We start from the raw sequence: 6,284 nt of genomic DNA, 5'->3' as shown, positions 1-6,284 counted from the left end.
CAAATACTACCATGCTCTATGTGTTATCCGGCTTGCTGATTTAACCAAGCTTCTAAATCCGCCACAACAGAAAAATCTAATAACGCCTCTCCTAGCAGTCAATAATGCTGGCTTTACCGGGCCGCATGGGATTAGTACCGCCGATTATGAGATTGAATGGTGGCATCGTGTGATTGCGACTAATCTTAACGGCATTTTATTTGGACTGAAATACGAAATTCCAGCAATGATCCAAAGTGGTGGCGGGGCAATTGTGAATATGTCATCTGCGGCTGGTGCGGTCGGAGTAGCGGGTATTGCTCCCTATGTCACTGCCAAGCACGGCATTATCGGTCTGACAAAGGCAGCAGCATTGGAATATGCAAACCAGGGCATTCGGGTGACTGCAATCGGGCCAGGTTATGTTGATACACCCCAGATGCAAGAGTTGCCAGAGTCAGCGCGAAAGCAGATGGCTGACTTGCACCCTTTAGGTCGCCTTGCACGAACTGAGGAAGTCGCAAACATGGTTAGCTTCCTATTGTCCGAGCAAGCCTCTTTCGTCACTGGCAGCTTCCACCTGATGGATGGTGGTTACACTGCCCCCTGATTACTAATCACTCCAGCGATCGCAGTTAAGATTATGGGAGTTCTCCATGATTGCTTCATGTTGCGACATCTGTTGTTGCAGGAAACCACAATTCTTTTCTGCACTCCGTTCCAGATTCTGGGGAGTGCGATCGCTACATCAAGGATTATCTCGGTTTTCCACTGGCTCAGTTAAGCGGCTTCAAACCGTTTTAGAATAAGCTCTTTGGCTAATTTTGAGAGTGCTAGGTCGGGACTGTTCTTTCATAGCGAGGGCAACCTGGAGGCTGCACCCGATGTCCAGTTCTTCTTCAGCCCCGATATATATTTACCGCCTGGCTATGTCCGTCCCAACTGGGGATTCACGGGTGTAGTCTCTTTGACTCATTTCCAAAACATTGGCAGTGTCAGTTTGCGCTCATCTGATCCCAAAGACGCTCCAGTTATGCGGATGAATTATTTGCAAAGTGAAGCTGATGTGCGTCTTCTCATTGCCGGGATTCGATTAATGCGGCAATTGTTTCAGTTTCGTGGTTTTGATGAGTTTGGCGGTAAGGAAATTGCTCCGGGTGCTGGTGTGACTAGCGATGCAGCACTCGTTGCCTACATCCGGGAAACTTGCAGTACTGGACATCATCCGGCTGGCACTTGCAAAATGGGCACTGACCCAATGGCAGTGGTAGATCCCGAACTGCGAGTATATGGGGTCAAGGGATTGCGGGTTGCGGATGCATCGATCATGCCAACTCTGGTCAGGGGCAACACAAACGCGCCCATTATTATGATTGGCGAAAAAGCAGCCGATTTAATTAAAGCCGCAGGTGGCATTTTATAGCAAGCACTGCTTGACATACTCACAATTAAGGTAGCTATACTAGCTGTTTGAAGAACTGGCTTGATTGAGAAGGTCAATAGCATCTTGGTCGAGATTTATATTGACAGCTTTGATGATATCGTTAAGTTGCTCAACTTTTGTTGCACTAACAATAGGTGCGGTAATGGTAGGATTAGCAATGAGCCACGCCAGAGAAACTTGGGTGGGAGTAGAATTATAAGTCTTTGCCACCCGATCTATTGCCTCTAGAATTCGTAAACCACGAGGATTTAAATATCTTTTTACAGAACTACCACGCAGACTAATAGACAAATCTTTTTCTGAACGATATTTACCAGAGAGAAAGCCACTGCACAGAGAGGAATAGCTAATCACACCAATTGAGTGTTCTTGGCAAATTTGTTGTAAATCTTGCTCATAACCATCTCGGTCATACAAGTTATAACGGGGCTGAAGACAATAGTAGCGAGGATAACCATGTTGACGGCTAATTTCTAATGCCTGTAACAGACGCTCTGCACTATAATTTGAAGCACCAATTGCACGTACTTTTCCCTGACGAATCAATTCTGCGTAGGTTTCAAGAGTTTCTTCAAGTGGAGTACTTTCATCGTCGATATGCGATTGATATAGATCGATATAATCAGTTTGTAACCTCTGCAACGAGTCTTCAACAGCTTGTTGAATGTGTTGGCGAGAAAGCCCTTTGCCTTTAACACCCATATCGTTGCCAACCTTAGTTGCAATCACCACTTGGTGACGATGACCACGCTGCTTGAGCCATTTTCCTAAAATTGTCTCAGATTCTCCACCAATATTTCCTGCAACCCACTTGGAATAGACATCGGCTGTGTCAATAAAATTACCTCCAGCCGCTATAAAGCGATCTAAAATCTCAAATGAACTATTTTCATCAATTGTCCACCCAAAAACGTTTCCACCAAAAGATATTGGTGATACTTCTAGCCCTGAACGTCCAAGTTTACGTCTTTCTGTAATGGCCATGAGTTTTCTCTCAAAATAGTTTTAGAATTACTTGTGCCAACTATGGCTAATTCAAATGAAAAATACAGTATGCTATTAAAGCTACGATAAAGCTATCGGTAAACCGGATTTTAAAATCCAAACGCAGATTATCATGGAAAATCATCCAAAATCAAGTCTTTAGAAACCGTGCCCACAAAATTTTGAAAGTCAAGGGTAGCACTACCTCTGGTGGTTCCGAATAGCTTATCTGCTCCTTGACCAAAAATTGTAATGTTACCAAGTGGTAAGTCGTTTAACCCAAACGTTGCTGGATCTGGCTCAATTGTAATCACACCTGTATTATTATCGAGATTGCCATAGCTGATATTTACAAGTCTAGTTAGACCGTATGGCGCATTAGCACTTTCACCTATATTGGTTATTTTTAAAATGTTTCCTGCGATCGGTTCAAGAGTAGTTTCTGAATTGTAGATAGCTGAAAATGGATATTGTATCTGCGCCACTACTTTTTTTGTACCTAGTCCAAAACTTAAAAGCGCAGCAGCTACCGGAGTGAACCATACAGCCCGTAATCTAAGCATAACTAATTTGATTTTGATATTAGGTAGTGTTTACTTTCACTAAAGACAAGCTACCGTAAATTTCTCAAAAAATAAACCATCTATCGATACAGCAGTAGCCGTGCATTGTTAATTTTCGTATGTTGCTAGAAATTATTCCTTTTCCCCTTTGCTAATAAAAGCTAGTAATGCTAGATTTCCGTTACTGGCAATTCTTCAGGGTGATTTATGAACAAAGGTGAACTAGTGGATGCTGTAGCAGCCAAAGCCAACATCACAAAAAAGCAAGCTGATGAAGTCATCAGTGCTTTTTTGTCAGTTGTTACCGAAGCTGTAGCTAATGGGGAGAAGATAACGCTCGTTGGCTTTGGGTCATTCGAGCGACGCGAACGCTCCGAACGTGAGGGGCGTAATCCGAAAACCAATGAGCCAATGACTATCCCAGCCACTAAAGTACCTGCGTTTTCTGCTGGCAAGGCGTTTAAAGAAAAAGTAGCGCCATAGATGAATTGCTTTGCCACTAGCAATCCAATCACTGCAAAGCTGTAGCGTTCGCTGTTCTCAAGGCAGCGTGGGGCAACGGTAAGTGGAATGTGAGTGTTGAATTGCAGATGTAAAAAAAGCGCGGCGCGATCGCTGCATTTATTTTGGGCATTCTGAAAAGATAGCGTTTACTGAAGAAAATCATGTTTAAAGGATTCGGTGGCCCAAAGAAAAAATCAGTGCTTGAGGACAATGAACTGACCACAGGGATTGTTCAGCATCCAGTTACGGGACTTTGGCAGACATGGATATCATTACCTGTAAATGATATCCAGTCCATTACTGCCCATAATCAGCGAGAGGATGCTAATAAAATAGCTAAACAGATTGCTGATGCTTGGAGTGAAGGGAAATACAAAACTGGGGAAGAGGTAACAGCTTTTATTAAATCTCTGCCGACTGATGCTGTCATAGATCCATTGCCCCAAAATATTGTAATGCAATTAAGTCAGCAGGCATTAAGCGCAAGGAAGTAGTTAGAGCGATTGCTAGGCCAACGTCTGCGATGAACGCTCTAAACAGTATCATCCATCCATCCGCACTCTGGATTTCGTCTATTTCTTCACGGCTAGCAGGCTCACGAATTATTAAAATCAATTGAATTTAGTCCTAAGTAGCAATCAACAAGATCATTCCATAGATTAGTAAATTACACCAAACAATTGAATATGCCCTTACCTTCAGCAGTTAATCAGCCTCAGACCCATGTATGGCAAAGGTTTCATGTTTACAAGTGTGGCATTAGACTGTGGTCATCAGATAGGGTGCGATCGCTATTGCTTTTTTGGGTATTTTAAAATAGCGTTTACTGAAGAAAATCATGTCCCGCATAGCTTATAGCTTTTCTTAGTGCCATTCATCTCTGATATTAATTAACTGATTCCAAACAAGTGGAGCCAAATCAATCGGACAAACCCAATCACCAGTATCAGCAGACATCCATTCCTGAACTGAAGCAATCTCTTGCCTTAGTTGGGCAGCAGCTTCATCAAGCTTTTTGAATACCTTAATACCTCGCAGACCGACTTCGGAATTTGTGACTTTAACGAGGTCTGATTCGATTTCAGACACTTCAGATTTTAAGACATCTGCCCATTTAGGAGCAGCAGACTTTGTACTTTTCTTCAACTGGATACGAAATCTGATGCGGGTTTTATTTAATTGTGAGAAATTGTGACGTTCGACTACTGCATCAGTTAGAAAATTTGTAGCGATAGGGTTGTCAATTGCTTGTACCATAATTATTCACCTCAATCATTATTTTCACTTCAGATTAAGCGAAGCTTTCTTTGTAGCTAGTTTTCAACTTGTGAATGTCTGTAGTAGCTCTATAGATTACCTTTGTAGAACTATCTTTTAGCCGAATATGTCTTTTAATGACTGGTGGTTTGTGTGTTGACATTGCTAAAATAGCTGGAGTTGCTGTGAATTATCCTGTACTACGGGCTTGTTATAAGTCATACCTTCGACTTCGTAGCAACGACTCATAAGTTTGTTTCGATTTAGTCGAAAGCTAGCTTTTTTCCTTTGATTGGGCAGAGGTAGAAACAAATACTGTGGATGTTGGATAGTACCTGAATCACCCAGATATCGACAAAGCGTACCGTTTATTTGGTATACCTTTGATGAGCTTAACAGTGTCGCGTCATACACTTTAATCAAATTTCCTTCCATCTGATTAGCATTGAAGTAGAGTGTGCGATAATCTTTTGTGGAATCGATTTTTCTCTACAGTTAACTTTAATCAGTTTGACTGTAGAGTTTTTCACGCATAATGTAATTTTCCGATTCTTTCAAAGATAGAAATGCTCGAACATCTGGTTTAATTTTGACTTTGATTCATCTAGTAGTGCCTTAAAGTCAAACTCCTCTGAGTCCCAAACTTCATCAACACTATTGGACTCATCAACAATGTTTGCAATCAAACTCACTTCATCGTTGTAATCCCAACCGTTAGCCAAAAGCCACGGCAAGACTCCCTCAGATTGCAATAGTTTCTCAACGTCGAACGAATCGGAAAACTGCTGTAAGTTTTCGATATTGGGGTGAACGATTGTTGTAGTCATCTGTGATTAGTTGTGAATAGTTGAACAGCACGTATTAGCTGTAGACAAAGCTTGAGTAACTTATAACTACAGTCTCTCAAGCCCTGTTTAGAACAAGTTAGAACGCCGCCGCTGCCCTGACTACAGCAATTGCTTGTTTACTTATTTCTCGCCAATTGCTTTCATCGTTGTAGGATGCAATAACTAACTCCGACTCTACCCAAACCCGACAAAACAGAACGTTCTCATCTGTTCCTGCTTGTGGCTGAATTGTCACCGGAGAATAAAGCTGTTGCGGTGTCAAAGTTGCGATCGCAGCAAGTATACTTTTGGTAAAGTGAGTATCATGACCAGATTCGAGAATGTACATTCGATCAGCCTGAATTGTAGCTAACAGTTTATGCACTTCTTTCCCACGCCGTTCACACTTCTCGAATTTCAGTTCTCGCAAATATCCAGTTAAGGCTGTTTGGGTAATCGCACTTGCTTCACTGTTGTTTAGGGTGTACCACAGATAACCGTTGTGACGATTGCAGTAGATTTTGCTACTGCCAGCTTCCGAATGCAATCCCAATTTCGGCTTATTGATTGCTGCAACTAATTGCTTGAGTAGTTCCTCTTGGCGCATCAAAGCAGCAAGTAGTTCAGCATTTTCTTGAGAGTTCATTTGTTTGTTCCAAAAGCATTTTCACTTTTGCATTGGCGCAGCCGTTTAATTGTGATATATGAAGCGTAGAGCCAATAAAA

At 42.1% G+C, this 6,284-nt stretch carries 9 protein-coding genes and 1 pseudogene; 5 read left to right on the top strand and 5 right to left on the bottom strand.

Annotation, left to right across the window (positions count from 1 at the left end; translation table 11 throughout):
- The 3 genes from V7K32_RS02290 to V7K32_RS02280 form a co-directional block, all read left to right on the top strand.
- Nucleotides 1–589, top strand: a 589-nt coding sequence (locus V7K32_RS02290; protein WP_442938685.1) for an SDR family NAD(P)-dependent oxidoreductase, incomplete at its 5' end; no start/stop codon positions are given.
- Between the two features lie 50 nt (nucleotides 590–639).
- On the top strand, nucleotides 640–783 hold the full coding sequence (locus tag V7K32_RS02285; RefSeq protein WP_334989960.1) for a hypothetical protein: 144 nt from the start codon (nucleotides 640–642) through the stop codon (nucleotides 781–783).
- A gap of 10 nt (nucleotides 784–793) precedes the next feature.
- The gene (locus V7K32_RS02280) at nucleotides 794–1,402 is read left to right on the top strand and encodes a GMC family oxidoreductase (protein WP_334989958.1); all 609 of its coding nucleotides are present in this window, start codon (nucleotides 794–796) and stop codon (nucleotides 1,400–1,402) included.
- A 39-nt stretch (nucleotides 1,403–1,441) separates the two neighbouring features.
- On the opposite strand, the gene V7K32_RS02275 is transcribed toward V7K32_RS02280, so the two are convergent.
- Both V7K32_RS02275 and V7K32_RS02270 read right to left on the bottom strand, forming a co-directional pair.
- Nucleotides 1,442–2,407, bottom strand: coding sequence for an aldo/keto reductase (locus tag V7K32_RS02275; protein WP_334989956.1), 966 nt, complete (start codon nucleotides 2,405–2,407; stop codon nucleotides 1,442–1,444).
- A gap of 131 nt (nucleotides 2,408–2,538) precedes the next feature.
- Complete coding sequence (locus V7K32_RS02270) at nucleotides 2,539–2,970, bottom strand: hypothetical protein (protein ID WP_334989954.1); 432 nt, start codon at nucleotides 2,968–2,970, stop codon at nucleotides 2,539–2,541.
- A 207-nt stretch (nucleotides 2,971–3,177) separates the two neighbouring features.
- Between V7K32_RS02270 and V7K32_RS02265 the strand changes: the two genes are divergently transcribed.
- Together V7K32_RS02265 and V7K32_RS02260 are read left to right on the top strand one after the other, a co-directional pair.
- Nucleotides 3,178–3,453 (top strand): HU family DNA-binding protein, encoded by a 276-nt coding sequence (locus tag V7K32_RS02265; RefSeq protein WP_334989952.1) that lies wholly within the window; start codon nucleotides 3,178–3,180, stop codon nucleotides 3,451–3,453.
- Nucleotides 3,454–3,635: 182 nt separating this feature from the next.
- A complete protein-coding gene (locus V7K32_RS02260) occupies nucleotides 3,636–3,968 on the top strand; it encodes a hypothetical protein (RefSeq protein WP_334989950.1) in 333 nt (110 codons plus the stop codon).
- 382 nt (nucleotides 3,969–4,350) lie between these two features.
- On the opposite strand, the pseudogene V7K32_RS02255 reads toward V7K32_RS02260, so the two are convergent.
- The 3 genes and pseudogenes from V7K32_RS02255 to V7K32_RS02245 form a co-directional block, all read right to left on the bottom strand.
- Nucleotides 4,351–4,731, bottom strand: a pseudogene (locus tag V7K32_RS02255) (hypothetical protein); the annotation flags it as partial.
- Between the two features lie 554 nt (nucleotides 4,732–5,285).
- Nucleotides 5,286–5,558: a hypothetical protein gene (locus V7K32_RS02250; RefSeq protein WP_334989948.1), complete on the bottom strand. Its 273-nt coding sequence runs from the start codon at nucleotides 5,556–5,558 to the stop codon at nucleotides 5,286–5,288.
- Between the two features lie 97 nt (nucleotides 5,559–5,655).
- Nucleotides 5,656–6,204 carry a hypothetical protein gene (locus V7K32_RS02245; RefSeq protein ID WP_334989946.1) on the bottom strand — a complete coding sequence of 183 codons (549 nt, stop codon included), beginning with the start codon at nucleotides 6,202–6,204 and terminating at the stop codon, nucleotides 5,656–5,658.
- Between the last annotated feature and the right edge of the window lie 80 nt (nucleotides 6,205–6,284).

The organism is Nostoc sp. (assembly GCF_036917635.1).
Classification (GTDB): Bacteria; Cyanobacteriota; Cyanobacteriia; order Cyanobacteriales; family Nostocaceae; genus Nostoc.
The sequence above is the reverse complement of the archived record's forward strand: the minus strand, read 5'-3'. Positions and strand labels throughout refer to the sequence as shown.

Bases quoted from the DNA above. Each gene is read 5' to 3' on its own strand.
- V7K32_RS02275 (WP_334989956.1), bottom strand. From the start codon at position 2,407: ATGGCCATTACAGAAAGACGTAAACTTGGACGTTCAGGGCTAGAAGTA.
- V7K32_RS02270 (WP_334989954.1), bottom strand. From the start codon at position 2,970: ATGCTTAGATTACGGGCTGTATGGTTCACTCCGGTAGCTGCTGCGCTT.
- V7K32_RS02265 (WP_334989952.1), top strand. From the start codon at position 3,178: ATGAACAAAGGTGAACTAGTGGATGCTGTAGCAGCCAAAGCCAACATC.
- V7K32_RS02260 (WP_334989950.1), top strand. From the start codon at position 3,636: ATGTTTAAAGGATTCGGTGGCCCAAAGAAAAAATCAGTGCTTGAGGAC.
- V7K32_RS02250 (WP_334989948.1), bottom strand. From the start codon at position 5,558: ATGACTACAACAATCGTTCACCCCAATATCGAAAACTTACAGCAGTTT.
- V7K32_RS02245 (WP_334989946.1), bottom strand. From the start codon at position 6,204: ATGAACTCTCAAGAAAATGCTGAACTACTTGCTGCTTTGATGCGCCAA.